The sequence below is a fragment of the Streptomyces rapamycinicus NRRL 5491 genome, assembly GCF_024298965.1.
Classification (GTDB): Bacteria; Actinomycetota; Actinomycetes; order Streptomycetales; family Streptomycetaceae; genus Streptomyces; species Streptomyces rapamycinicus.
The window spans coordinates 4,074,029-4,098,549 of sequence record NZ_CP085193.1 but is presented as its reverse complement, the minus strand read 5'-3'; the positions used below and the strand labels follow the sequence as shown (position 1 = coordinate 4,098,549).

Annotated in this window: 20 protein-coding genes; 18 read left to right on the top strand and 2 right to left on the bottom strand. The window is 70.5% G+C overall.

Translation table 11 applies throughout. The features are described from left to right. Window positions 1-37: 37 nt before the first annotated feature. From LIV37_RS16520 to LIV37_RS16490, 7 genes are all read left to right on the top strand, one after another. Window positions 38-1,798, top strand: a complete 1,761-nt coding sequence (locus tag LIV37_RS16520; protein WP_020868261.1) for an ABC transporter substrate-binding protein — start codon at window positions 38-40, stop codon at window positions 1,796-1,798. A 160-nt stretch (window positions 1,799-1,958) separates the two neighbouring features. Next, entirely contained in the window at window positions 1,959-2,933 is a 975-nt protein-coding gene (locus tag LIV37_RS16515; protein ID WP_121825421.1) for an ABC transporter permease, read from the top strand. Continuing rightward, window positions 2,930-4,072 carry an ABC transporter ATP-binding protein gene (locus LIV37_RS16510; protein ID WP_020868259.1) on the top strand — a complete coding sequence of 381 codons (1,143 nt, stop codon included), beginning with the start codon at window positions 2,930-2,932 and terminating at the stop codon, window positions 4,070-4,072. Before LIV37_RS16515 ends, LIV37_RS16510 begins: the two co-directional genes overlap by 4 nt. A gap of 20 nt (window positions 4,073-4,092) precedes the next feature. Beyond that, the gene (locus tag LIV37_RS16505) at window positions 4,093-5,196 is read left to right on the top strand and encodes an ABC transporter ATP-binding protein (RefSeq protein ID WP_121825419.1); all 1,104 of its coding nucleotides are present in this window, start codon (window positions 4,093-4,095) and stop codon (window positions 5,194-5,196) included. Between the two features lie 53 nt (window positions 5,197-5,249). Further along, a complete protein-coding gene (locus LIV37_RS16500) occupies window positions 5,250-5,909 on the top strand; it encodes a trimeric intracellular cation channel family protein (protein WP_020868257.1) in 660 nt (219 codons plus the stop codon). Between the two features lie 70 nt (window positions 5,910-5,979). After that, window positions 5,980-6,366, top strand: coding sequence for an ArsR/SmtB family transcription factor (locus LIV37_RS16495; RefSeq protein ID WP_020868256.1), 387 nt, complete (start codon window positions 5,980-5,982; stop codon window positions 6,364-6,366). Next, window positions 6,363-7,256, top strand: a complete 894-nt coding sequence (locus tag LIV37_RS16490) for an SRPBCC family protein (protein WP_020868255.1) — start codon at window positions 6,363-6,365, stop codon at window positions 7,254-7,256. The genes LIV37_RS16495 and LIV37_RS16490 overlap by 4 nt, the downstream gene beginning before the upstream one ends. Before the next feature lie 554 nt (window positions 7,257-7,810). Here LIV37_RS16490 and LIV37_RS16485 read toward each other — a convergent pair. Beyond that, window positions 7,811-8,665: an alpha/beta fold hydrolase gene (locus LIV37_RS16485; RefSeq protein WP_020868254.1), complete on the bottom strand. Its 855-nt coding sequence runs from the start codon at window positions 8,663-8,665 to the stop codon at window positions 7,811-7,813. Window positions 8,666-8,810: 145 nt separating this feature from the next. Here LIV37_RS16485 and LIV37_RS16480 point away from each other — a divergent pair, with 145 nt between their 5' ends. Further along, the gene (locus tag LIV37_RS16480) at window positions 8,811-9,980 is read left to right on the top strand and encodes a cysteine desulfurase family protein (protein ID WP_020868253.1); all 1,170 of its coding nucleotides are present in this window, start codon (window positions 8,811-8,813) and stop codon (window positions 9,978-9,980) included. A gap of 206 nt (window positions 9,981-10,186) precedes the next feature. Then, window positions 10,187-11,620: a hypothetical protein gene (locus LIV37_RS16475; RefSeq protein WP_020868252.1), complete on the top strand. Its 1,434-nt coding sequence runs from the start codon at window positions 10,187-10,189 to the stop codon at window positions 11,618-11,620. Window positions 11,621-11,630: 10 nt separating this feature from the next. On the opposite strand, the gene LIV37_RS16470 is transcribed toward LIV37_RS16475, so the two are convergent. Continuing rightward, window positions 11,631-12,305 carry an N-acetylmuramoyl-L-alanine amidase gene (locus LIV37_RS16470; RefSeq protein WP_020868251.1) on the bottom strand — a complete coding sequence of 225 codons (675 nt, stop codon included), beginning with the start codon at window positions 12,303-12,305 and terminating at the stop codon, window positions 11,631-11,633. Window positions 12,306-12,517: 212 nt separating this feature from the next. Here LIV37_RS16470 and LIV37_RS16465 point away from each other — a divergent pair, with 212 nt between their 5' ends. The 9 genes from LIV37_RS16465 (at window position 12,518) to gatC (ending at window position 24,518) form a co-directional block, all read left to right on the top strand. Beyond that, on the top strand, window positions 12,518-13,429 hold the full coding sequence (locus tag LIV37_RS16465; RefSeq protein ID WP_020868250.1) for a TIGR03619 family F420-dependent LLM class oxidoreductase: 912 nt from the start codon (window positions 12,518-12,520) through the stop codon (window positions 13,427-13,429). Window positions 13,430-13,499: 70 nt separating this feature from the next. Then, window positions 13,500-14,651 (top strand): tRNA 2-thiouridine(34) synthase MnmA, encoded by a 1,152-nt coding sequence (mnmA, locus tag LIV37_RS16460; protein ID WP_020868249.1) that lies wholly within the window; start codon window positions 13,500-13,502, stop codon window positions 14,649-14,651. A 127-nt stretch (window positions 14,652-14,778) separates the two neighbouring features. After that, window positions 14,779-16,533 carry a glycine/sarcosine N-methyltransferase gene (locus tag LIV37_RS16455; RefSeq protein ID WP_121824870.1) on the top strand — a complete coding sequence of 585 codons (1,755 nt, stop codon included), beginning with the start codon at window positions 14,779-14,781 and terminating at the stop codon, window positions 16,531-16,533. 332 nt (window positions 16,534-16,865) lie between these two features. Next, window positions 16,866-17,393 (top strand): LOG family protein, encoded by a 528-nt coding sequence (locus LIV37_RS16450; protein ID WP_020868247.1) that lies wholly within the window; start codon window positions 16,866-16,868, stop codon window positions 17,391-17,393. A 143-nt stretch (window positions 17,394-17,536) separates the two neighbouring features. Further along, window positions 17,537-18,226: an SDR family oxidoreductase gene (locus tag LIV37_RS16445; RefSeq protein ID WP_020868246.1), complete on the top strand. Its 690-nt coding sequence runs from the start codon at window positions 17,537-17,539 to the stop codon at window positions 18,224-18,226. A gap of 187 nt (window positions 18,227-18,413) precedes the next feature. Next, a complete protein-coding gene (locus LIV37_RS16440; RefSeq protein WP_121825423.1) occupies window positions 18,414-19,367 on the top strand; it encodes a methionine synthase in 954 nt (317 codons plus the stop codon). A gap of 15 nt (window positions 19,368-19,382) precedes the next feature. Continuing rightward, window positions 19,383-21,605 carry an NAD-dependent DNA ligase LigA gene (ligA, locus tag LIV37_RS16435; RefSeq protein WP_020868244.1) on the top strand — a complete coding sequence of 741 codons (2,223 nt, stop codon included), beginning with the start codon at window positions 19,383-19,385 and terminating at the stop codon, window positions 21,603-21,605. Window positions 21,606-21,896: 291 nt separating this feature from the next. Beyond that, window positions 21,897-24,005, top strand: coding sequence for a putative bifunctional diguanylate cyclase/phosphodiesterase (locus tag LIV37_RS16430; protein WP_020868243.1), 2,109 nt, complete (start codon window positions 21,897-21,899; stop codon window positions 24,003-24,005). Between the two features lie 216 nt (window positions 24,006-24,221). Further along, on the top strand, window positions 24,222-24,518 hold the full coding sequence (gatC, locus tag LIV37_RS16425; RefSeq protein WP_020868242.1) for an Asp-tRNA(Asn)/Glu-tRNA(Gln) amidotransferase subunit GatC: 297 nt from the start codon (window positions 24,222-24,224) through the stop codon (window positions 24,516-24,518). Window positions 24,519-24,521 lie beyond the last annotated feature (3 nt).

The window sequence follows — 24,521 nt, the reverse complement described above, 5'->3', positions numbered from 1 at the left end:
CATGCCTAGGACCGCTAACCCGGAGGTTGCAGCAACTATGAAACGGCTCTCGAGAAGCAGGCGGATCGCCGGAGCGGCGGCTGTCGTCGGCGCTCTGCTGGCCACCGCCGCCTGCGGTGGCGGCGATTCCGACGACGAGGGCTCGGGCGCCGGGTTCAACGCCGCGGTGAAGGGTGTCGCGGCCAAGTCCGCCAAGAAGGGCGGCACCCTCAAGTTCATCAACAAGCAGGAGTTCGACTCCCTCGACCCGCAGCGTCAGTACTACGGGTTCGCCTGGGACTTCTCCCGCTTCTACGCGCGCCAACTGATCTCCTACACGCCGAAGCCGGGCAACGCCGCGAACGAGCTGACCCCCGACCTCGCCACCTCCACCGGCAAGATCACCAACGGCGGCAAGACCTACACCTACACCCTGCGCGACGGGATCACCTGGGAGGACGGCTCCCCGATCACGTCCAAGGACGTCAAGTACGGCATCGAGCGCATCTGGGCCAAGGACGTCGTCTCCGGCGGCCCCGGCTATCTGCGCCAGGTCCTGGACCCCAAGAGCGAGTACAAGGGCCCGTACAAGGACAAGTCCAAGGACAAGCTGGGCCTGAAGGCGATCGAGACGCCGAACGACAAGACCATCGTCTTCAACCTCGCCAAGCCCAACGGTGACTTCGAGCAGATGCTCGCGATGCCGACCGGCTCCCCGGTGAAGGCGGACAAGGACACCGGCGCCAAGTACACCAACCGGCCGTTCTCCTCCGGTCCGTACAAGGTCCAGTCGTACACCCCGGGCAAGAGCCTGTCGCTGGTCCGCAACACCAACTGGAAGAAGGCGTCCGACCCGATCCGCCCGGCCCTGCCGGACAAGGTCTCGGTCACCTTCAACTCCAACCTCGAGGCGATCGACCGGCTGCTGATCAAGGGCGACTACGACGTCTTCCTCAGCGCCACGGGTATGACCCCCTCGGGCCGTAACGACGCCCTCAAGCAGCACAAGGGCAACGTCGACAACATCACCACCAGCTTCGTCCGGTACGTCGACTTCACCACCAAGGTCAAGCCGCTCGACAACATCCACTGCCGCAAGGCGGTCATCTACGGCACCGACTACAAGTCGCTCCAGACCACCCGCGGTGGCCCGCAGGCCGGTGGTGACCTCGCCACCAACATGCTCCCCAAGAGCGTGAAGGGCTCGGACGACTACGACCCGTACGGCATCCTCAAGCGCGGTGGCAAGGCGGACCCGGCCAAGGCCAAGGACGAGCTCAAGCAGTGCGGCAAGCCGGGTGGCTTCTCCACCAGCATCGTGGCCCGCAATGACCAGCCCGCCGAGGTCGACGCCGCCGAGGCGCTCCAGGCGTCGCTGAAGAAGGTCGGCATCAGCCTCAACGTGGAGCCGATCCAGGGCAGCACCTCCGCCAGCATCACCGGTTCGCCGGCGGTGATGAAGAAGCGCGGCTACGGCCTGTCCATGACCGGCTGGGGCCCGGACTTCCCGACCGGCCAGGGCTTCTCCCAGCCGCTGATCGACGGCCGCTTCATCGAGCAGACCGGTAACTACAACGTCTCCGAGACCAACAACGCGGAGATCAACCAGTACTTCGACGACGCGCTCAAGGAGACCGACCCCAGCAAGGCCGGGGCGATCTACCAGAAGATGAACCACAAGGTCAGCGACCTGGCCGTGCAGATGCCGTTCATCTACGAGAAGAACATCACCTGGCGCAGCTCGCGGCTGACGAACGCCTTCTCGTCGGCGGCCTACAACGGCCGCTACGACTACTCCCAGCTGGGCGTCGTCAAGTGACGGCCGGTCACCCGATCCGCCGCACACGTTAACCATCGCCGCACCCGATAGGCCCGAAGGGCAGGTGATGGCCGCGGGCGGTGGCCCGTGATCCCCCAAGACCGGGGTATCACGGGCCACCCCCGGGCCGCGCACAGTGCTTGCTTATCTCATCCGGCGCTTGTTCGCCGTCGTCGTGATGCTGTTGGTCGTCACCCTTACGACCTTCGCCATCTTCTTCGTGATCCCGAAGTGGGCAGGTGCCGATCCCGCGCTGCTGTTCGTCGGCAAGCAGGCCGACCCCGCGGCCATCGAGGGCATCCGCCAGAAACTCAGCCTCGGTGATCCGGTCCTGGTGCAGTTCTGGCACTTCGTCCAGGGCCTCTTCGCCGGCCGGGACTACGCCAACGGCACGGACGTCACCCACTGCCCGGCGCCCTGCTTCGGCTACTCCTTCCGTACCGAGCAGGCGGTGTGGCCGCAGCTCACCGACGCCATGCCGGTCACCCTCTCGCTCGCCGCGGGCGCCTGTCTGCTGTGGCTGGTGGGCGGCATCACCACCGGTGTCGTCTCCGCGCTGCGCCGGGGCACCCTGTGGGACCGCTCGGCGATGACGGTCGCGCTGGCCGGTGTCTCGCTGCCGATCTACTTCACCGGTCTGCTCTCGCTGGCGATCTTCAGCTACTCGCTGAAGTGGGTCAACGTGGACTACAAGGGGCTCGGTGACGATCCGGCGATGTGGTTCGAGAGCCTGATCCTCCCGTGGATCACGCTCGCCTTCCTCTACGCGGCGATGTACGCCCGGCTCACCCGGGCCACCATGCTGGAGATCATGGGCGAGGACTACATCCGTACCGCCCGCGCCAAGGGTCTGCGGGAGCGGGTGGTCATCGGCCGGCACGCGATGCGCTCGACCTGGACCCCGGTCCTCACCCTGCTCGGCCTCGACCTGGGCGCGCTGCTGGGCGGCGCGGTCCTCACCGAGACCACCTACAACCTGCCCGGCCTCGGGCGGCTCGCGGTGAACGCGATCACCGAGAAGGACCTGCCGGTCATCCTCGGCGTCACCCTGATCGCGGCCGTCTTCATCGTGATCGCCAACCTCGTCGTGGACCTCCTGTACGCCGTCATCGACCCGCGAGTGAGGCTCGGATGACCGACCTGACCAAGCCCTCCGGACAGCCGGGCAACGGCGATCTGCCGGCCACCGGCACCGCCGCCGTGGGCGAGGTGGCCGCGGCGGGCTCGCCCGCCCCCACCTCCTTCCTCGAGGTGCGCGATCTGCACGTCCACTTCCCGACCGACGACGGTCTGGTGAAGTCCGTGGACGGGCTCAGCTTCCGGCTGGAGAAGGGCAAGACGCTCGGCATCGTCGGCGAGTCCGGCTCCGGCAAGTCCGTCACCTCGCTCGGCATCATGGGGCTGCACACCGCGGGCCAGTACGGCCGCCGCAAGGCGCGGATCTCCGGTGAGATCTGGCTCAACGGCCAGGAGCTGCTGGGCGCCGACCCCGACGAGGTGCGCAAGCTGCGCGGCCGCGAGATGTCGATGATCTTCCAGGATCCGCTGTCCGCGCTGCACCCGTACTACACCATCGGCCGCCAGATCATCGAGGCGTACCGGGTGCACCACGAGGTCACCAAGCAGGTGGCCCGCAAGCGCGCGATCGAGCTGCTGGACCGCGTCGGCATCCCGCAGCCCGACAAGCGGGTGGACAGCTATCCGCACGAGTTCTCCGGCGGAATGCGCCAGCGCGCCATGATCGCGATGGCGCTGGTGAACAACCCCGAGCTGCTGATCGCCGACGAGCCGACCACCGCCCTGGACGTCACCGTCCAGGCGCAGATCCTCGACCTCATCCGGGACCTCCAGAAGGAGTTCGGCTCCGCGGTCATCATCATCACCCATGACCTGGGCGTGGTCGCCGAGCTCGCCGACGATCTGCTGGTGATGTACGGCGGCCGCTGTGTCGAGCGCGGCCCGGCCGAGAAGGTCTTCTACGAGCCCCAGCACCCGTACACCTGGGGGCTGCTGGGCTCGATGCCCCGTATCGACCGCGACCAGACCGAGCGGCTCATCCCGGTGAAGGGCTCCCCGCCCAGCCTCATCAACGTGCCGTCCGGCTGCGCCTTCCACCCGCGCTGCCCGTACGCCGATGTGCCGAAGGACAACATCACCCGCACCGAGCGGCCGGAGCTCACCGAGGCCGGGGGCGGCGGGCACTTCTCCGCGTGCCATATGACGCAGGAGGAGCGCACCCGGATCTGGACCGAAGAGATTGCGCCGAAGCTGTGACCGACACGAAGGATCCGAAGATGACGGTCCCGGAGAAGGCGACGACGTCGACCGAACCCCTGCTCAAGGTGTCGGGTCTGGTCAAGCACTTTCCCATCAAGAAGGGGCTGCTCCAGCGGCAGTCCGGTGCGGTCCAGGCGGTCGACGGGCTCGACTTCGACGTCCGGCCGGGGGAGACCCTGGGCGTGGTGGGCGAGTCGGGCTGCGGCAAGTCCACCATGGGGCGGCTGATCACCCGGCTGCTCGAACCCACCTCGGGCAAGATCGAGTTCGAGGGCAAGGACATCACGCATCTCAACACCGCCCAGATGCGGCCGATGCGGCGTGACGTCCAGATGATCTTCCAGGACCCGTACTCCTCGCTGAACCCCCGGCACACCGTGGGCGCGATCGTCAGCGCGCCCTTCCGGCTCCAGGGCGTCACCCCCGAGGGCGGGATCAAGGCGGAGGTCCAGCGGCTGCTGGCGCTGGTCGGGCTCAACCCCGAGCACTACAACCGCTATCCGCACGAGTTCTCCGGCGGTCAGCGGCAGCGCATCGGCATCGCCCGGGCGCTGGCCCTCAAGCCCAAGCTGGTCGTGGCCGACGAGCCGGTCTCGGCGCTGGACGTGTCGATCCAGGCGCAGGTGGTCAACCTGCTGGACGACCTCCAGGACGAGCTGGGCCTGACGTATGTGATCATCGCGCACGACCTGTCGGTCATCCGCCATGTCTCGGACCGGATCGCGGTGATGTACCTGGGGAAGATCGTCGAGCTGGCGGACCGCAAGGACCTCTACGAGCGCCCCATGCACCCGTACACCAAGGCGCTGCTGTCCGCGGTGCCGGTGCCGGACCCCAGGCGGCGCGCCAAGCGGGAGCGGATCCTGCTCAAGGGCGATGTGCCCTCGCCGATCTCCCCGCCCTCCGGCTGCCGCTTCCACACCCGGTGCTGGAAGGCGACCGAGGTGTGCAAGCGGCAGGAGCCGCCGCTGGTGTCGCTGGCCACCGGCCACCAGGTCGCCTGCCACCACCCGGAGTCCGTGTCCGATGTGCGGCTACCGCCGCGTGGCCCTGACCAGGCGCCTGACCAGAAGCCGGGTGCCGAGGCGGCACAGAAGGTGACGAAGAAGACCGACAGCTGAGACAGGACGGGGTCCGGACGAGGGCCGTGGGCGCCCGCGGATAACAATGGCGGGTGCCCACCGAACTGTTCACCCCGTCCGTCCAGCACGCCCTGGAAGTCGCCGGGATCTTCGTCTTCGCGATATCCGGCGCGCTGCTCGCCGTCCGGAAGAACTTCGACGTCTTCGGCATGGCGGTGCTCGCCGAGGTCACCGCGCTGGGCGGCGGTGTCTTCCGTGACCTGGTGATCGGCGCGGTGCCGCCCATCGCCTTCACCGACCTCGGCTACTTCCTCACCCCGCTCGTCGCCACCGCGCTCGTCTTCTTCCTCCACCCCGAGGTCGAGCGGATCACGGCGTCCGTGGGGGTCTTCGACGCGGCCGGGCTGGGGCTGTTCTGCGTCGAGGGCACGATGAAGGCGCATGACTTCGGACTGGGCCTCACCTCGTCCGTCACCCTCGGCATGGCCACGGCGGTCGGCGGCGGTGTGCTCCGCGACCTCCTCGCCCATGAGGTTCCCTCGCTGCTGCGCTGGGACCGGGACCTGTACGCCGTCCCGGCCATCGTCGGCTCCTCGACGGCGGCGCTGCTGCTCCATTTCGACGCCCTTACGGCGGCCACGAGTGCGCTCGCGGCCGCCGTGGCGTTCGCGGTGCGGCTGGCGGCGATGCGCTTCGGCTGGCGGGCGCCGAGGGCGTGGAACCGGCGCAGTACGGCGACGGAGGAGCCCTGAGGGGCGCTCCGCCTCCATCCAGGGCTTCCATTCCCTTGCGGTTATATAGCCAGGTCGTTATATTGCGGCCATGGCCATACCGTTCGATGTGCTCGCGGAACCGAGTCGACGGCAGATCCTGGACCTCCTGCTGGAGCGGCCCCGCTTGGTCGGCGAGCTGACCGAGCACCTGGGGCTCACCCAGCCGGGCACCTCCAAGCACCTGCGGGTGCTGCGCGAGGCCGGTCTGGTGCGGGTCCGCCGGGACGCCCAGCGCCGCTGGTACGAGCTCTGTCCGGAGCCGCTCGCCGAGGTGGACGCCTGGCTGGCGCCGTACCGTCGGCTGTGGACCGACCGTCTCGACGCGCTCGAACGACACCTGGACACGATGCCGGACCTCCCCGAGGCGGGCGGCGAACCCGAGCCACCCGACGCACGCGAGGCACCCCCCGACGCACCCGACGGAGAAGCGCCATGAAAGACACCCTCGCCCAGTCCGACGGCGGCCGCTCGGCCCTGCGCCTCGAGCGTCGGCTCGCCCATCCCCCGGAGAAGGTCTGGCGGGCGCTGACCGAGCCCGCCCAGCTCGCCCACTGGTTCCCCTCCGAGGTCCAGGTCGAGCTGACGGTCGGGGGCCGGATGGGCTTCGTCTTCCCCGGGCGCGAGGGCCCGGACATGGACGGCGTCGTCACCGAGCTCGACCCGCCCCATGTCTTCGCCTTCACCTGGGGCGAGGACGAGCTCCGCTGGGAGCTGCGCCCCGAGGGCGACGGCTCTGTGCTGACCCTCACCCACACCTTCGGCGACCGCTTCGGCGCGGCCAGCTTCGCCTCCGGCTGGCACGCCTGCATCACGGGGCTCGCGGCCCTGCTCGGCGGCGAGGAGGCCGCCCACGGCGACATGGCCGAACTGCACGAGCAGTACGTCGAGGCCTTCGGGCTCGCCGAGGGCGCGGTGGAGACCACCGAGGACGGCGGCTGGCGGCTGCGCTTCGAGCGCCAGCTGGTCCGCCCCGCCGAGACGGCCTGGCGGGCGCTGACCGGCCCGGCCACCACCGACACCACCCACACCACCGCCGAACCGACGGCCGGGTCGCCGGTCCCCTCGGGCTTCCGCACGGACGCGGTCCCGGCGGGCCCGATCACCGAGGCGCGCCCGCCCCGGGTGCTCACCTACGACTGGGAACGCGGCGGCCACCCCGCCGGAACGGTCCGCTGGGAACTCACCGAAGGCACCGGCCACGGCGCCCGCCTCATCCTCACCCAAACGGGCCCGGCGGCCGCCGACACGGAACGCGCCGAAGCCCAAAAAGCCTGGCGTCACCACCTAGGCCTCTTCGCGGCCGAACTCCTCCGGATGAAGGCCTGACCCACCAGCCCATCCGACACCGACCTCCAGCCCGCCCAGCCCATGAGACCCCGCACCCCAGCCCGCCCGGCGTGTGAGGCCCCGCACCCCGGCCTGTCCGGCGTGTGAGGGCTCGTACCCCGGCCTGTCCGGCGTGTGAGGGCTCGTACCCCGGCCTGTCCGGCGTGTGAGGGCTCGTACCCCGGCCTGTCCGGCGTGTGAGGGCTCGTACCCCGGCCTGTCCGGCGTGTGAGGGCTCGTACCCCGGCCTGTCCGGCGTGTGAGGGCTCGTACCCCGGCCTGTCCGGCGTGTGAGGGCTCGTACCCCGACCCGTCCGGCGTGTGAGGCCCCGCATGCCAACCAGTCCCGCGCTTGAGGGCCCGTACCCGGCCCGCCCGGCGCGTGAGGACCCCAACCCAGCCCGTCCGGCGCTTGAGGGCCCGCAATCCAGCCCGTCCGGCGTTTGAGGACCGGGGTCTGGGGCGGAGCCCCAGTTCCGGGAAGGGGCGGGGTGGGGAACAACCGGCCACCGGCCCGCACCCGCGAACGAAACCTCACCCCACCCAACGAAACCTCACCCAAGGAACCCACTGAGCGCAACGCTCAGCTCCGCAGGCGCATCCTCCTGCACCAAATGCCCCGCCCCCTCGATCAGCCGAAGCCGAGCCCCCGGAATCCGAGCGGCCAGCTCATCCGCATGTGCCACCGAAATCCACGCATCCTCCGTGCCCCAGCACACCAGCACCGGAGGCGAAACCTCCCCATACCGCCCTTCGATCTCATCGATGAACCGCTGATCGTTCTGCGCGATCTGCCGGTAGAACGCGGGCTGCCCCGACGCACCGCACCACGGCTCGACGAGCCGCTCCCACACCGCCGGGTGCAGCCCCGGCCCGCCCGTCGATCCGATGTACTCCCGCACCAGCGCCCGGTGCAGCGCCGGCGGGAGCTGCTCGAAGACCTCGGCGTGACCGCCGAACAGCTGATAGGCGGCGGAGCCGAAGGGCGGAAGGGCCACCGGATCGACCAGCGCCAGCCGCCGGAACCGCGCACCGTGCAGCAGATGCGCGCGCAGGGCGACACAGCCGCCGAAGTCATGGGCGACGACGGCCGGTTCCGCCCCCTCCCGGGTCAGTCCCCACTCTTCGAGCAGCTCACCGAGGACCCGGCCCTGGGCGGCCAGCGAGACGTCCTGGCCGGCCCGCTTCTCGGAGGCCCCGTAGCCCGGCATGTCCCAGACGAACACCCGGTGCCGGTCGGCCAGCGCACGGGCGACGCCCCGCCACACGTACGACGAGAACGGCGTGCCGTGCAGCAGCACGACCGGCGGCGCGTCCGGCGCGCCGAACGCGGCCCAGCGGACCTCGCCGGAGGAGCTGAGGTAGGTGCGGTCCAGGTTCCACTCGGTCTTCCACTCAGTGCCTGTCATGAGTAAAACCGTAGACACTCCTTACCGCCCCTGTCGAGGGGTCCTCGCGAACCCATGAGAAAGCCCGTGGCCCCACGCCCTCGGCCACGCACCCGGTACGCACCCGGCACGCACCCCCACAACGCCTCGTAGAATCGAGGCCACCATGGTTTATCTCGACCACGCCGCCACCACCCCGATGCTCCCGGAGGCGGTGCGGGCGATGACCGCCCAGCTCGCCGTCACGGGCAACGCCTCCTCGCTGCACGCCGCCGGCCGGCGTGCCCGCCGTACCGTCGAGGAGTCGCGCGAATCCCTGGCCGCCTCGCTGGGCGCCCGCCCGAGCGAGGTCGTCTTCACCGCCGGGGGGACCGAGGCCGACAATCTCGCGGTCAAGGGGCTCTACTGGTCCCGCAGGGACGCCGACCCGGCCCGCGTCCGGCTGCTCGCCAGCCCCGTGGAGCACCACGCCGTGCTCGACGCGGTCGACTGGCTCGCCGAGCACGAGGGCGCGCGGGTCGAATGGCTGCCGGTCGACCCCCTCGGCCGGGTCCACCCGGAGGCGCTGCGCGAGGCGATCGCCCGCGACCCCTCGGATGTCGCCCTCGCCACCGTCATGTGGGCCAACAACGAGATCGGCACCATCCAGCCGGTCCGTGAACTCGCCGCCACCGCCGCCGAATTCGGCGTTCCGCTGCATGCCGACGCGGTCCAGGCGTTCGGTCAGATCGAGGTCGACTTCGCCGCCTCGGGGCTGGCCGCGATGACCGTCAGCGGCCACAAGATAGGCGGTCCCTACGGCATCGGCGCGCTGCTGCTCGGCCGTGAGCACACGCCCGTGCCCGTGCTGCACGGCGGCGGCCAGGAGCGCCAGGTGCGCTCCGGGACGCTCGACACCCCGGCCATCGCCGCCTTCGCCGTGGCCGGTGCGCATGCCACCGAGCACCGCGAGGAGTTCGCCCGCGAGATCGGCGCCCTGCGGGACGCGCTGATCACCGCCGTCCGTACCGCCGTGCCCGACGCGGTCCTCGGCGGTGACCCCGATCCGGCGGGCCGGCTCCCCGCCAATGCCCATTTCGCCTTTCCCGGCTGCGAGGGCGATTCGCTGCTTCTGCTGCTGGACGCGCAGGGCATCGAATGCTCGACGGGCTCGGCCTGCACGGCCGGTGTCGCGCAGCCCAGCCATGTGGTCCTGGCCACCGGCAGCGACCCCGAGCTGGCCCGGGGCACCCTGCGCTTCTCGTTCGGCCACACCTCGACCAAGGCCGATGTGGAGGCCGTCGCGGAGGCGATCGGCCCGGCGGTGGAACGGGCGCGCGGGGCGGGGCTCAGCTGATGGCCTCGCCGACGGCCTCCGCCCGGACCGCCTCATCATAACCACGGAATTCGAATTGTTCCGGTGGCCATTTCACATAACCTACGGAACATCAATCTCCGCTTGAAATGGCGGAGAGCCGTGGGAAAGGATTTACCCGTCAACGAGACCTGTCATGCCGGATACGCGCACAGGTTTTCTTCACGGGGAAATCCAGGAGTTCATCGATGTCGCAGCCTTCGCTGCCGCCGCACCACCAGCCGTCGCACCAGCCCCCGCAGCCGCGGGAGGTGCGGCGGGCGCCGTCGCGGGGGCGGCGCTCCAAGCCCGCCCTGAAGCTGATCGCGGGCGGGGTCCTCGCGGCCGCCCTGGTGACCGGCTGCGGGTCCGACGATGACGACGGCGGTAACGGCGGCTCGTCGTCCAAGGGCGCCCAGGCGAAGACGCTGGGCAAGGTCGCCATGCCGAAGGTCGGCAAGGAGGCCAACACCATGGGCACCTGGGTGACGGACTCGACCTTTGTGAAGGGCGACGTCGACAAGCTCGTGGGCTACTCGCTCGACGGCGCCAAGTCCAAGTGGCAGCTTCCGCTCGGCGGGCAGCTCTGCTGGGCCTCACCGCATATGACCAAGGAAGGTCTGACCGCGGTCGTGTTCCGGGACGGCGCCGGTGAGGACGCGTCGTGCACCGAGGTCGGGCTGGTCGACCTGGAGAAGGGCAAGCTGGTCTGGCAGAAGGAGGGGTCGGACAGCGAGGGCAACGCCGGGGTGGAGTTCGACGAGGTCACCATCGGCGGTGGCACCGTGGCCGCGGGCGGCACGGAGGGCGGGGGAGCCTGGTCGCTCGACGGCAAGCCGCTGTGGAAGCCCGCGTACCTCGCGGACTGTGACGACAACGGCTACGCGGGCGGCGACGACAAGCTCGTCGCGATCCGGGGCTGTGACAGCGAGGACTCCAGCACCGAGCGGCTGGAGGTCCAGACGGTCGACCCCAGGACCCGCGATGTGAAGTCGTCCTACAAGCTGGACGAGAAGGTCGAGTACGCGCATGTGATCTCCACCGCGCCGCTCGTCGTGGCCGTCGACACCGGCGACTCGGACGGCGGGTCCGGCGTCACGGACATCCTGACCATCGACGACAGCGGCAAGCAGGGCAAGCTGCTCAGCACGATCGACGTCCTGGCCAAGGGGTACCAGCCCGACTGCCAGGCCACGAACGTGGAGGGCTGCACCCAACTCGCCCTCGACAAGGCGAGCAGCACCCTCTACCTCTCCTCGGAGGTGGACGTGGACCACGGCGGCCCGGGGGACCGGATCAGCGGCCTGAATCTGAAGACCGGCAAGGAGACCGGGAAGACGAAGATGGCGGAGAGCCGGTCGCTGATCCCCGTCCAGACCGATGACGACGGCTCGCTGATCGCCTATCTGGGCTCCATGTACAGCGAGGCCGGCGGGGTCGTGCGCGTCGAACCCAAGACCTTCGCGATGGAGACGCTCCAGACCCACCCGGACGACATGAAGGACGCGGAGTCCGACATGGACACCTACGGCGACTGCACCATGATCTACAAGGGCAAGAAGCTCTACATCGGCGACAACAAGGCTGACCGGCCCACCGCCGACAGCAAGGCCCGTCCGCTCGCCGTCGTCTTCGGCACCTGAGTCGGGTCCGTCACTTCGCCGTCCGTGTCACGCGCACCGCTCGCACCAGCCGTATGTAGCGGTCCCAGTCCCAGTGGCGGCCGGGGTCGGTGTGATCGGTGCCCGGCACCTCCACATGGCCGACGATGTGCTCACGGTCCCGGGGGATGTCGTACCGCTCGCAGATCGACGCGGTCAGCCGTGCCGAGGCGCGGTACATCGCGTCCGTGAAGGAGCTCGGCTCGCTCACGAACCCCTCGTGCTCGATGCCGACACTGCGCTCGTTGTACGAGCGGTTGCCCGCGTGGAACGCCACGTCCAGCTCCCGGACCAGCTGCGCGATATGCCCGTCGCGGCGCACCACATAGTGCGCCGCGGCGCGGTGTCCGGGGTCCCGGAAGACCCGCACCGCGTCGTCGAAGCTGCCCTGGACCACATGGATCACCACCCGGTCGATGGCGTAGTCGTCCGGGCGGTCAGCCCACCGCCAGTTCGCGCCCGAGGCGGCGATCCACTCCACGCCCGGCTGATCGACCGCCCCCGCCTTACGGGGCTTGTCGACCCCGGGCAGCCGCCACCACATCCGGGCCAGCTCGTCCCGCGCGGCATAGGCCGCGACACCCGCCCCGAGACCGGCCGCCGAGCCGCCGATCAGAAGGGTGCGCCTGCTGACGCGGCGTCCACCGCCGGTCGTGGTCTCGCTCACGGAACGCTCAACGTGCGGGGGAGGGCGTCGGGTTCCGGCCGCCGGGATCATGGCGGGAACCCTTCGTTCCGGGCGGTGGCCCTCTGGCCGTCCGGGTAGATGAACGTTGAACTGTCTCTGGGCCCCGCGCCTCCCGTACTTCCCGGTACCTCTCCGTACCGTGGAGTGCGTCCACCGGAATGTGTCCATCCGCTCGACGAGGAGCTGACGGTATGCGCATCGGATTCGCCCTTCCCCAGTTCGGTCCGCTCGCCCACCACCCCGAGGACATCGCGCGGTTCGCGCGCCAGGCCGAGGAACTCGGCGCGGACAGCCTGTGGGTCGGGGACCGCCTGCTCGCCCCGGTCGACCCGATCGTCGGCTACGCGGGCACCGATGTGATCCCGTCCGAATTCCGCGCCGCGCTGGACCCCTTCGCCGTACTGGCCACCGCCGCCGCGGCCACCGAGCGGGTCGGGCTCGGCACCGATGTGATCAACGCCCCCTGGTACCCGCCCGCGCTGCTCGCCCGCTCCCTCACCACCGTCGACCTGCTGAGCGCGGGGCGGCTGCTGGTCGGGCTCGGCACCGGCTGGTCGCCAGAGGAGTACGAGGCGGTGGACGTCCCCATGGCCGAGCGCGGCCGGCGCCTGGACGAATGCCTGGACGCCCTGGACGCCTGGTGGACCCGGAACCCGGTCGAGTACCGCGGGGACCACTGGGCCGTGCCCGCCTCCCACGTCGACCTCAAACCGGCCTCGCGGCCCCGCCCGCCCGTCTACCTCGCCGCCTTCGCGCCCGCGGCCATGCGCCGGGTGGCCCGGCGCGCCGACGGCTGGCTGCCCATCGTGGTCGTCCCCGCCGGGTCCGGCGCGCCCGACCCCATCGCCGCCCTCGCCGAGCGGCTGCCCGGGGTGCGGGAAGCGGTCGAGCGGGAGGGCCGGGACCCGGCGGCGTTCGACACGATCCTGCGCGTCAACCCGAGCGCCGACGCCTCCGTGGAGGACATCGCGACGGCCCTGGTCCGGGCCGAGCGGGAGGCGGGCGTCCAGCACGCTTTCGTCGATCTGATCTACCTCGGCAAGGACGCCGACCAGGCCCTGGACCTCGTCCAGCGGGTGCTGGAACGGGCGCGGGCGAGCTGAGCGGGGCGGTGGCCGGCCGCTCCATACCCATTTAGTCGTTGCGTACGTACCGACTTATGCTGGCCGGGTTATGACTGACTTCCCCGGTGCGCCCACAGGTCCCCGCGACGGCCGTCGGCTGCGCGTCCTCGCCGCCATGTCCGGCGGTGTGGACTCCGCGGTCGCCGCCGCGCGGGCGGCCGAGGCGGGCCACGATGTGACCGGCGTCCATCTCGCGCTCTCCGCCAACCCGCAGTCGTTCCGCACCGGCGCCCGTGGCTGTTGCACCATCGAGGACTCGCGGGACGCCCGGCGGGCCGCCGATGTGATCGGGATCCCCTTCTACGTATGGGATCTCGCCGAGCGCTTCCGCGAGGACGTGGTCGAGGACTTCATCGCCGAGTACGAGGCGGGTCGCACCCCCAATCCGTGTCTGCGCTGCAACGAGAAGATCAAGTTCGCCGCGCTGCTGGACAAGGCGCTCGCCCTCGGCTTCGACGCCGTCTGCACCGGGCACTACGCCACGATCGTGGAGCGCGCGGACGGCTCGCGCGAGCTGCACCGCGCCAGCGACATGGCCAAGGACCAGTCCTATGTCCTCGGCGTGCTCGACGAGCGCCAGCTCGCCCACGCGATGTTCCCCCTCGGCGACACCCTGACCACCAAGGACGAGATCCGCGCGGAGGCGGAGCGGCGGGACCTGGCCGTGGCCAAGAAGCCCGACAGCCATGACATCTGCTTCATCGCCGACGGCGACACCCAGGGCTTCCTGGCCCGGCACCTCGGTACGGCCGAGGGCGACATCGTCGACGAGGACGGGCACAGGCTGGGCAGCCACGAGGGCGCGTACGGCTTCACCATCGGCCAGCGCAAGGGGCTGCGCATCGGCCATCCGGCGCCCGACGGCAAGCCGCGCTATGTCCTGGACATCTCCCCGGTGGACAACACGGTCACCGTCGGCCCCGTCGAGGCCCTGGACGTGACCGCCCTCACCGCCATCAAGCCGCGCTGGTGCGGGGCCCCTCCGGTGGGCCCGGGCACGTACACCGCCCAGTTGCGCGCACATGGCGGCGAAACCGAGGTGATGGCCGAGCGAATCGGGGAAACCGAGCTGCGGGTGACCTTCACCGAGCCGGTTCGGGGCGTGGCGCCCGGGCAGGCGATCGTGCTCTACGACGACACTCGGGTGGTCGGCTCCGCGACCATCGCCGCGACCGAGCGGGCCCAGGCGGTCGCCTCGTAGGCTCCAGGCTTCAGGTGGATATCCGCTTTTGGTGAGAAAGAAGCCGAAAGTCAGGATTGGGTGGTTGATCTCCGTTTGGCGCGATCAGTTTTTCTTAAATTAACGTGCGTCCGGCCATTCCGGTGGCATGCGGCACGTGAATCTGGGAATGCGCCCCGCGGACACGGGTGCCGTGGTCCGCTGTCTCAGCACCGGAGGTTCCGTTATTTCTGCGCAACCTGTACAGAAATTTGGCGACAATCCAGTTGATGTCAGGGACACTGATCACTACACAGAGGAGTACGTACCCAGCTTCGTAGAAAAGTGGGACTCGCTGATCGACTGGGACCGGAGGGCGGAGAGCGAAGGTACGTTCTTCATCGACCTGCTGCGCGAGCGCGGCGTCAAGAAGGTCCTGGACGTGGCCACCGGGACCGGCTTCCATTCGGTCCGGCTGCTCGAGGCCGGATTCGAGGCCGTGAGCGCCGACGGCAGTGCCGAGATGCTCGCCCAGGCATTCTCGAACGGGCTCAAGCACGGCGACCACATCCTCCGCGTCGTCCAGGCCGACTGGCGCTGGCTCAACCGCGACGCCCACGGCGAGTACGACGCCATCGTCTGCCTCGGGAACTCCTTCACGCATCTGTTCTCCGAGCGCGACCGGCGCAAGGCGCTCGCGGAGTTCTACGCCATGCTCAAGCATGACGGAATCCTGATCCTGGACCAGCGCAACTACGACGCGATCCTCGATCGCGGCTACAGCAGCAAGCATGTGTACTACTACTGCGGAGAAGACGTCGCCGTCGAACCGGAGTACGTGGACGAGGGGCTGGTGCGCATGCGCTACAGCTTCCCCGACGAATCCGTCTACCACCTCAACATGTTTCCGCTGCGCAAGGACTACACGCGCAGGCTGATGGAGGAGGTCGGCTTCCAGCGGATCGAGACGTACGGCGACTTCCAGCACACCTACCGTGCGGAGCGGCCCGACTTCTTCATCCACGTCGCGGAGAAGGAGTACCGCACCACGGAGGAGCCGGTCGGCCCGGTCGGTGCGGTCACGGCGAACGGGGAGTATTCGGGAGCCGTGGGCACCGCCCGCGACTACTACAACTCCGCGGACGCCGACGCCTTCTACTGGAGTGTCTGGGGCGGCGAGGACATCCACATCGGCATCTACGACCGGCCCGACGAGCCGATCGCCGAGGCCAGCAGGCGCACCGTGGCCCGGATGGCCGGGCAGCTGGACCTGACCGAGTCCTCCGTCGTCCTCGACCTCGGAGCGGGCTTCGGCGGCTCGGCGCGCTATCTGGCCGAGACGTACGGCTGCCGGGTCATGGCGCTCAACCTCAGCGAGGTGGAGAACGAGCGGCATCGCGCGCTGAACGCCGAGCGCGGGCTGACCGAGGCCATCGAGGTGATGGACGGCTCCTTCGAGTCCATCCCGCTGCCGGACGACAGCGTCGACGTCGTCTGGTCCCAGGACGCGTTCCTGCACAGCGGCAACCGGGCCCGCCCCCTGGAGGAGGCCGCCCGCGTGCTGCGCCCCGGCGGTCACCTCATCTTCACCGACCCCATGGCGGCCGACGGCTGCCCCGCCGAAACCCTCCGCCCCATCCTGGACCGCATCCATCTGGAGACCATGGGGTCACCCGAGTTCTACCGCCATGAACTGGCGCGGCTCGGCTTCATCGAGGTCGGCGGCGGCTTCCAGGAACACCGCGAGCATCTGATCACCCACTACGCCCGGGTCCTTGAGGAAACCCGGCGCCAGGAGGCGGACGGCCTGGCGGAGCAGATCAGCGCCGACTACCTCACCCATATGAAGAAGGGGCTGAGCAACTGGGTCGAGGGCGGCAGCAACCGCCATGTGACCTGGGGCATCTTCCACTTCACCCGCTGACCCTGGGCCCCTGGCCCCTGACCTCTGATCCGGTCGGGTGGCCGGTGGCGGGTTCCGGACCCGCTGCCGGCCACCCGGAGCGCTCACCGGGTGTTCGCGGTCAGGGGGAGGCCCGCGACCTGGTGGTGCAGGGCGGCGAGAACGAACCGGACACCCCGGCATACGGCCACGGTCCGGTGACCGGCCGACCGGATCGCCGCCGTGCGGATCGGCCACCGGCGCGGGCGCCCGTACCCGGCCGATGGCGGCCGAACCCAGGGCGCCGCACGGCGCGCATCGCGCGCCCCGCCGGGGCGGCGGGGGTGTCCGACCCGGCTCGTAGAGTGGCGCGCATGGATATCTGCGTCTTCTGCTCCGCCGCCGATCTCGACGACCGTTACACCGCCCCCGCCCGCGAGTTCGCCGAGCTGATCGGCAAGGGCGGGCACACGCTGGTCTGGGGCGGGTCCGACGTCGGGCTGATGAAGGTGATGGCGGACGGGGTGCAGGAGCACGGGGGGCGGCTGGTCGGGATCTCGGTGGAGTTCCTCGCCGCCAAGGCCCGGGAGAACGCCGACGAGATGGTGATCGCCAAGGACCTCGCCGAGCGCAAGGCGCAGCTGCTCGCCCGCGCCGACGCCGTCGTGATCATGGTCGGCGGCACCGGGACGCTGGACGAGGCCACCGAGATCCTGGAGCTGAAGAAGCACGGGCTGCACATCAAGCCGGTGGTGCTGCTCAACGCGGCGGGGTTCTACGACGGCCTGAGGCAGCAGTTCCAGCGGATGGAGGAGGAGGGGTTCCTGCCCCGGCCGCTGAGCGAGCTGGTCTTCTTCGCGGAGAACGGGGCGGAGGCCATGGCGTATCTGGAGTCCGTCTGAGTCCCGGCCTCGTAACAGCCGGCGCCGCGCCCGTTACAGGATGGGAGCGCTTGGCGGGAAGTCCGCCCGGGTTTCGGGCATGGGATCGCGCCAAGCCGGGACCGTGGTCGGGGCGCGTCCGTCGGTGAGGCAAGCTGGGGAGCATGGGAACGCATCTGATCACTGGGGCAGGCTCGGGCATCGGCGCGGCGGTCACCGAGCGGCTGGCCGAGCGCGGCGACGAGCTGTGGCTGCTCGCGAGGGACGCCGGGCGGGCGAAGGAGCTGGCGGAGCGGTTCCCGGGGGTGCGGACGGTCGTCGGTGACCTGGCCGACCCGGACCGGCTGTCCTGGGCGCTGGGCCATCAGGCGCTGCCCGACCGGCTGGACTCGCTGCTGCACATCGCCGGAGTGGTCGACCTGGGCGAGGTCGGGGAGCTGACCCCGAAGGCATGGAACCGCCAGCTCGCCGCCAACCTCGTGGCGCCCGCCGAGCTGACCCGGCTGCTGCTGCCGCAGCTGCGGCTCGCCCAGGGGCATGTCGTCTTCGTCAACTCCGGCGCCGGGCTGCGCGCCAACGCCCAGTGGGCCGCGTACGCCGCCAGCAAGCACGGGCTCAAGGCGCTGGCCGACGCGCTGCGCTGGGAGGAGAGCGGCAACGGCGTCCGGGTGACCACGGTCTACCCGGGGCGCACGGCCACCCCGATGCAGGTGAAGGTGCACCAGCAGGAGGGCAAGGACTACGACGCGGAGCGCTGGATCGCGCCCGAGACCGTGGCGACGACCATCCTGACCGCGCTCGACCTGCCGCACGACGCCGAGATCACCGACCTCCAGATCCGCCCTCGCGGCTGAGCGCCCCGAAGGGGCGCGGGGAACGGCGCGCTCAGCCACAACGGCGCCGCGGATGACCGACTGCATCTCGGGGCACCCCGGAATCTCGGGGCACCCCAGCGGACCGCTTACCCTTTCGCGGGTGAGCGACAAGAGCACCAACACCCACCACCCATGGCCCCCCGGTGCCGCCAGCGGCGTCGGATCGATGCCGGGCGGCGACGCGCGGGAGGCCGCGAAGACCGTCACCGGCTCGCTGGAGGCCCTGCCGTACCTTCCGGAGCTGCCCGCGCGCGGTCCCGGCGCGGACATGATCGGGCGCACCGCCGGGATGCTGGCCGAGCTGTACGCGCATGTCGAGCCCAGCGGCTGGCGGATCAGCGACCGGCCGGGCCGGGACACCCGGCGGGCCCGCTCCTGGCTGGGCGAGGACCTGGACGCGCTGGAGGAGTTCACCCAGGGGCACCAGGGCGCGCTCAAGGTGTCGGCCGTGGGGCCCTGGACCCTGGCCGCCGCCCTCGAACTGCGCGGCGGTGAGGCCGCGCTGAGCGACCCGGGCGCCTGCCGGGACCTCACGGCCTCGCTCGCCGAGGGCGTGCGCGCCCATCTGGCGGAGGTGCGCCGCCGGGTGCCGGGCGCCGAGGTGGTGCTCCAGCTCGACGAGCCGTCGCTGACGTCGGTGCTGCGCGGGAGCGTCCGTACGGCGAGCGGCTACCGCACCCACGCCGCCGTGGACCGGGGCGTGGTCGAGGGCGCGCTGCGGACCCTGGTGGAGGCGGCCGACGGGCCGGTGGTGGTGCATTCGTGCGCGCCGGCCGTGCCGTTCGGGCTGCTGCGGCGCGCGGGGGTCGCGGGGATCTCCTTCGATCTGTCACTGCTCACGGAGGGTGAGGAGGAGGCGATCGGGGAAGCCGTGGAAGGCGGTACGGCACTCCTCATCGGCGCGGTACCCGGCACCGACACGGCATTGTCGGACCCTGCCGGTAGCGTCGGGGGTGTCAGGACGCTGTGGCGCAGGCTGGGGCTGGCACCGGCGACTCTCGCGGAGTCGGTGGTGGTCACCCCGTCGTGCGGGCTCGCGGGCGCCTCGCCCGGGTACGCCCGTGCCGCGCTGGCCCACTGCGTCCGGGCGGCGAGATCGCTCGCGGACAACCCTGAGTAACGGGAGGACGACACGGTGGCCGGCGAACAGCAGTCGAAGGTCCCCGCCGAAGTGCGGGAGAGGCACGCCAGGCTCGCTGAGCAGATCGAGGAGCACCGCTTCCGGTACTACGTGAAGGACGCGCCGGTCGTCAGTGACGCCGAGTTCGACAAGCTCATGCGCGAGCTGGAGGCACTGGAGGAGGAGCATCCCACGCTCCGTACGCCCGATTCGCCGACCCAGAAGGTCGCGGGGGCGTACGAGACGGAGTTCACCGAGGTCGCGCACCGAGAGCGGATGCTCAGCCTGGACAACGCCTTCGACGACGACGAGCTGGCCACCTGGGCGGACCGCATCGCCAAGGAGCTGGGCAGCGGTTCGTACCACTTCCTGTGCGAGCTGAAGGTGGACGGCCTCGCGGTCAACCTCACCTATGAGCAAGGGCGGCTGACCCGCGCCGCGACCCGTGGCGACGGCCGTACCGGCGAGGACATCACGCCCAATGTGCGGACGATTGCCAAGATCCCCAACCGGCTGACGGGCGACCGCGTCCCGGCGCTGGTGGAGGTGCGCGGCGAAGTCTTCCTGCCCCGCGAGCGGTTCGAGGAGCTGAACGCCCGGCTGGTGGAGGCGGGCAAGCCGCCCTTCGCCAACCCCCGGAACGCGGCGGCGGGTTCGCTGCGCCAGAAGGACCCGAAGATCACCGCGTCCCGGCCGCTGGACATGGTGGTGCACGGCATCGGGGCGCGCGAGGGCTTCGACATCGACCGGCTGTCGCAGGCGTACGAGCTGCTGCACGAGTGGGGGTTGCCCACCGCCGCCCACTTCTCGGTGGTGGACTCGATCGAGGGCGTGCGCGAGTACATCGCGTACTACGGCGAGAGCGAGCACCGGCACTCGGTGGAGCACGAGATCGACGGCGCGGTCGTCAAGCTGGACGAGATCCCGCTGCAGGGGCGGCTCGGCTCCACCTCGCGGGCGCCGCGCTGGGCGATCGCCTGGAAGTTCCCGCCCGAGGAGGTCAACACCAAGCTGGTGGACATCCGGGTGGGCGTGGGGCGCACGGGGCGGGTGACGCCTTATGCGGTGGTCGAGCCGATCACGGTCGCGGGTTCGGAGGTCGAATTCGCGACGCTGCACAACCAGGACGTGGTCAAGGCCAAAGGCGTGCTGATCGGCGACACCGTGGTGCTCCGCAAAGCGGGTGATGTCATTCCGGAAATCCTGGGCCCGGTCGTCGATCTGCGGGACGGCAGCGAGCGGGAATTCGTGATGCCGGCCGCCTGCCCCGAGTGCGATACGCCGCTGCAGCCCGCCAAGGAGGGCGATGTCGATCTGCGGTGTCCCAACGGCCGGTCCTGCCCGGCGCAGCTGCGCGAGCGGATTTTCTATCTCGCCGGGCGGAAATCCCTGGACATCGAGAACCTCGGCTATGTCGCCGCCGCCGCCCTCACCCAGCCGCTGGAACCCGCGGAACCGCCGCTGAAGGACGAGGGCGATCTGTTCGACCTGAAGATCGAACAACTGCTGCCCATTCGGTCGCATGTACTGGACCCGGACAGCGGACTGCCCAAGCGTGATCCGGAGACCGGTGAGGAGAAGGTGGTCACCTTCTTCGCCACCCAGAAGGGCGAGGCGAAGAAGAACGCCCTGGCGATGCTGGCCAATATCGAGGCGGCCAAGGAGCGCCCGCTGGCCCGGATCATCACCGGCCTTTCGATCCGTCATGTCGGCCCCGTGGCCGCCACCGCGCTGGCCCGGGAATTCCGCTCGCTGGACCGGATCGCCGAGGCGGACGAGGAGGAGCTGGCGGCCGTGGAGGGGGTCGGGCCGACCATCGCCGCCTCGCTCAAGGAGTGGTTCGCGGTCGACTGGCACCGCCAGATCGTCGAGAAATGGCGGCGTGCCGGGGTCCGGCTGGAGGAGGAGGGCGGCGAGGACGAAGGGCCACGTCCGCTGGGGGGCCTCACCGTCGTCGTCACCGGAACGCTGCAGTCGTACACCAGGGATGGGGCCAAGGAGGCCCTGCAGAGCCGTGGTGCCAAAGTCACCGGATCGGTTTCGAAAAAGACCGATTTCGTCGTCGTCGGCGATAATCCGGGCTCGAAGTATGACAAGGCCATGCAGGTGAAGGTTCCCGTGCTCGATGAGGACGGATTTCGCGTCCTGCTCGAACAGGGGCCCGACGCGGCGAGAGAGGTCGCGTTGACGCCCCCGGAAGAGTCCGGGGAAGAGGCCGGGGAAGAGTCCGCGGAGTAGCACGGACGGCCGGTGGAGCGGCGGTTGGAGTAGCCGCTCCACCCATCCGGCGCAGTACTCCGGCCATCTTGTCCGCTCAATGGGTCCAAACCTGGCCGGATTACGACTGGGAGCACTTCCCGGGTACAGCCGGCGGGCATCACCCTTACAGCGCATAGCAGAAGGTCATGGATCGTCGGGCGGCATTCGGGGAACCGTCGCCGATCGCCGCCCGTCTTCCCCTTCTGCCGCCTACTGTTGAGGTGTGCGCCCGCCGTGGCGCTGGCACCGCCGGCTGTGAGAGGGACGGGTATGAAACCGACCGAAAGCGCCGCCCCGGCGTCGCGGCTGCGCCGGGCCGTGCTGCCCGCGCTGCCGGCCGCTGCGGTCGCCATGGCGGCTTTCGCACTCGGTATCGGAGTGTTCCGAGTGCTCGACGCGGGCAATGCGCTCTTTCCCGACGGAACCGTGGGCTGGTCGCTCGCCGTGCTCACCGGAATCATCGTCGGCCATCTGGTCGCCCTCGGCCGTGACCGCTGGTGGGGCGGCACCGGCTCCGGGGCCGCGTTAACCCTGGCGGCGCTGCTGCTGTACGGCTGGATTCCGGCCGTGCTGGTCAGCCTCGCCGTGGTCGTCCTGGTCGGCGCCGCCCGCCGGCACCGATGGCGGCAGGCCGCCCTGCACGGCGCGGTCGACATCCTCGGGGTGGGTGCGGCCGCCCTCACCCTCGCCGCCTTCGGCACCACCCCCTCCGTCGAACACCCCTGGCGCACCGACACCTGGCAGGTGTCCGCCATCCCCCAGACGGCCCTGGCCGCCTTCGTCTATCTCGCGGTGACCCGCGCCCTGCTGTGGTGCTCCCTCGCCCCGCCCGGCGCCGGACTGCCCACCGTCGCCCGCACCGCCCTCTTCCGGCAGGCCCTCGTCGGCATCGCGCTCCTCGGCATCGCCCCCCTCATCGTGGTCGTCGCCGGGGACACCCCGCTGCTGCTCCCGCTGTTCGCGGTGCCGCTGGTCGCCCTGGACTCCACGCTGTGGATCGCCCGGGTCCGCGCCGAGGAGCAGCTGCGCGACCCGCTCACCGGGCTGCCCAACCGCCAGTGGCTGCTGGAGCGCACCTGGACCGCGCTGGACGAGGCCGAGCGGGCCGGCACCCGCACCGCGCTGGTGCTGCTGGACCTCGACCGCTTCCGTTCGGTCAACGACACCCTGGGCCATCTGGCCGGTGACCGGCTGCTGCTCCAGATCGCCGAGCGGCTGCGGCTCGCCCTGCCGCGCGGGGCGGAGGTGGCCCGGCTCGGCGGCGACGAGTTCGCCGTGCTGCTGCCCACCACCGACTCGCTCACCAGCGCCCAGCGCAGCGCCCGCGTCCTCGTCGGCGACCTCGGCTCCCCGCTCGACCTGGACGGGCTGACCCTGGTGCTCGAGGCCAGCGCGGGCGTCGCCGTCTACCCCGACCACGCGCTGGACGCCGAGGGGCTGCTGCGCCGTGCCGATGTCGCGATGTACCAGGCCAAGCGGGACCGCAGCGGAGTCGAGCTGTACGAGGCGCGACGGGACGGCAACACCCCCGACCGGCTCGGTCTGCTCGGCGATCTGCGGCGCGCCCTGGACGCGGGCGACGTCGAGCTGCACTACCAGCCCAAGGTCGGCTTCGACGGCCATGTGGCGGGCCTGGAGGCCCTGGTGCGCTGGGTGCACCCGGACCGGGGGAAGGTGCCGCCGGACGAGTTCATCTCCATGGCCGAGAGCTCCGGTCTGATGCCCCGGCTGACCGAGTACGTCCTGGAGACGGCGCTGGGCCAGGTCGCGCGGTGGCGCGCCGACGGCCTCGAGGTGCCCGTCGCCGTCAATGTCTCGCCGCGCGATGTCCACACCCCCGGCTTCGCGGGCGCGGTCGCCGGGCGGCTGGCCCGGCACGGGGTCCCGGCGGGCGCCCTGCAGCTGGAGATAACCGAGCACGTCCTGCTGGAGGACCCGCAGCGGGCCGCCGACACCCTGGCCGGGCTCACCGGTCATGGGGTGAAGATGTCGCTGGACGACTTCGGGACGGGGTATTCGTCGCTGGTCCATCTGCGGCGGCTGCCGGTGAGCGAGCTCAAGATCGACCGTTCCTTCGTGGCCCGGCTGGCGGTGGACAACGAGGACGCGGAGATCGTCCGCTGTACGGTCGACCTCGCCCACTCGCTGGGCCTGCTCGTGGTCGCGGAGGGGGTCGAGGACGACGAGACCTGGGAGCGGCTGCGGGATCTGGGCTGCGACGCGGTCCAGGGCTGGCTGGTGGCCGCGGCGATGCCGCCGGAGGAGATGACGGCGTGGCTGCGGGCGCGGGGTGAGAGCGGCTGGCACCGCGAGACGGCGGAGCCGTCGAGTAAGGAAGCCACTCCCGCGGACGAGGACGCGGATCAGCCGGTGACGTAGGGGTTCGGCGCCGGTGCTGCCCCTTGGCGTTTCGTCGGCGGGTGCGGGCCGGTGGGTGGGTTGTGCCCACCCGTTCCTCCCCCAGCTACCGCTGGGAGGTGCCCCCTCGCGGAACGATCGCCCACAACGCGTTGCGCCAAAGCCTTTCGCGCCGGGTGCGGGGAGCGCCATAGGATTGGGGCCGAAACACTCCACACTCACCCAGAGGATCGCTGCATGCCTGGCATCACGCGCGAGGAGGTCGCCCACCTCGCCCGGCTGGCGCGTCTGGAGCTGAAGGCCGAAGAGCTAGACCACTTCGCCGGACAGCTCGACGACATCATCGGCGCGGTCGCCCGCGTCTCCGAGGTCGCCGACCAAGACGTTCCGCCGACCTCTCACCCGCTGCCGCTGACCAACGTCATGCGCCCGGACGAGGTCCGTCCATCCCTGACCCCGCAGCAGGCGCTGGCCTGCGCCCCGGCCCAGGAGCAGCAGCGTTTCAAGGTGCCGCAGATCCTGGGGGAGGAGTGACCA